Origin of the sequence: Kitasatospora sp. MBT63 (assembly GCF_000710465.2) — a bacterium.
Lineage (GTDB): Bacteria > Actinomycetota > Actinomycetes > Streptomycetales > Streptomycetaceae > Kitasatospora.
Genome location: NZ_JAIZ01000226.1, coordinates 1 through 219 on the forward strand (window position 1 = coordinate 1; position 219 = coordinate 219).

Sequence of the window (219 nt, forward strand, 5' to 3'; positions counted from 1 at the left end):
TCCTGCTCGATGAAGCCGAAGCCCTTTTCCGCGTTGAACCACTTCACAGTGCCATTAGCCATAAAGAAATCTCCTTCAAGGGGCTGTCCGAAACCCGCACAGCGCACGTTTCGAGTCGCCGCGATGAGCACCCACCCGGGGAAGAGCCGGGAAACAAAAAGGCGCCTGCGGAACATCAGCAGGCGCACACAAAGTTCATGGGAACCACTACTGCAACTA

General features: G+C 56.2%; 1 protein-coding gene. It reads right to left on the bottom strand.

Annotation, left to right across the window (positions count from 1 at the left end; all coding sequences use genetic code 11):
* The coding region (locus tag AA75_RS51915; RefSeq protein ID WP_033820524.1) for a cold-shock protein at positions 1-188 on the bottom strand (188 nt) is incomplete at its 3' end.
* Positions 189-219 lie beyond the last annotated feature (31 nt).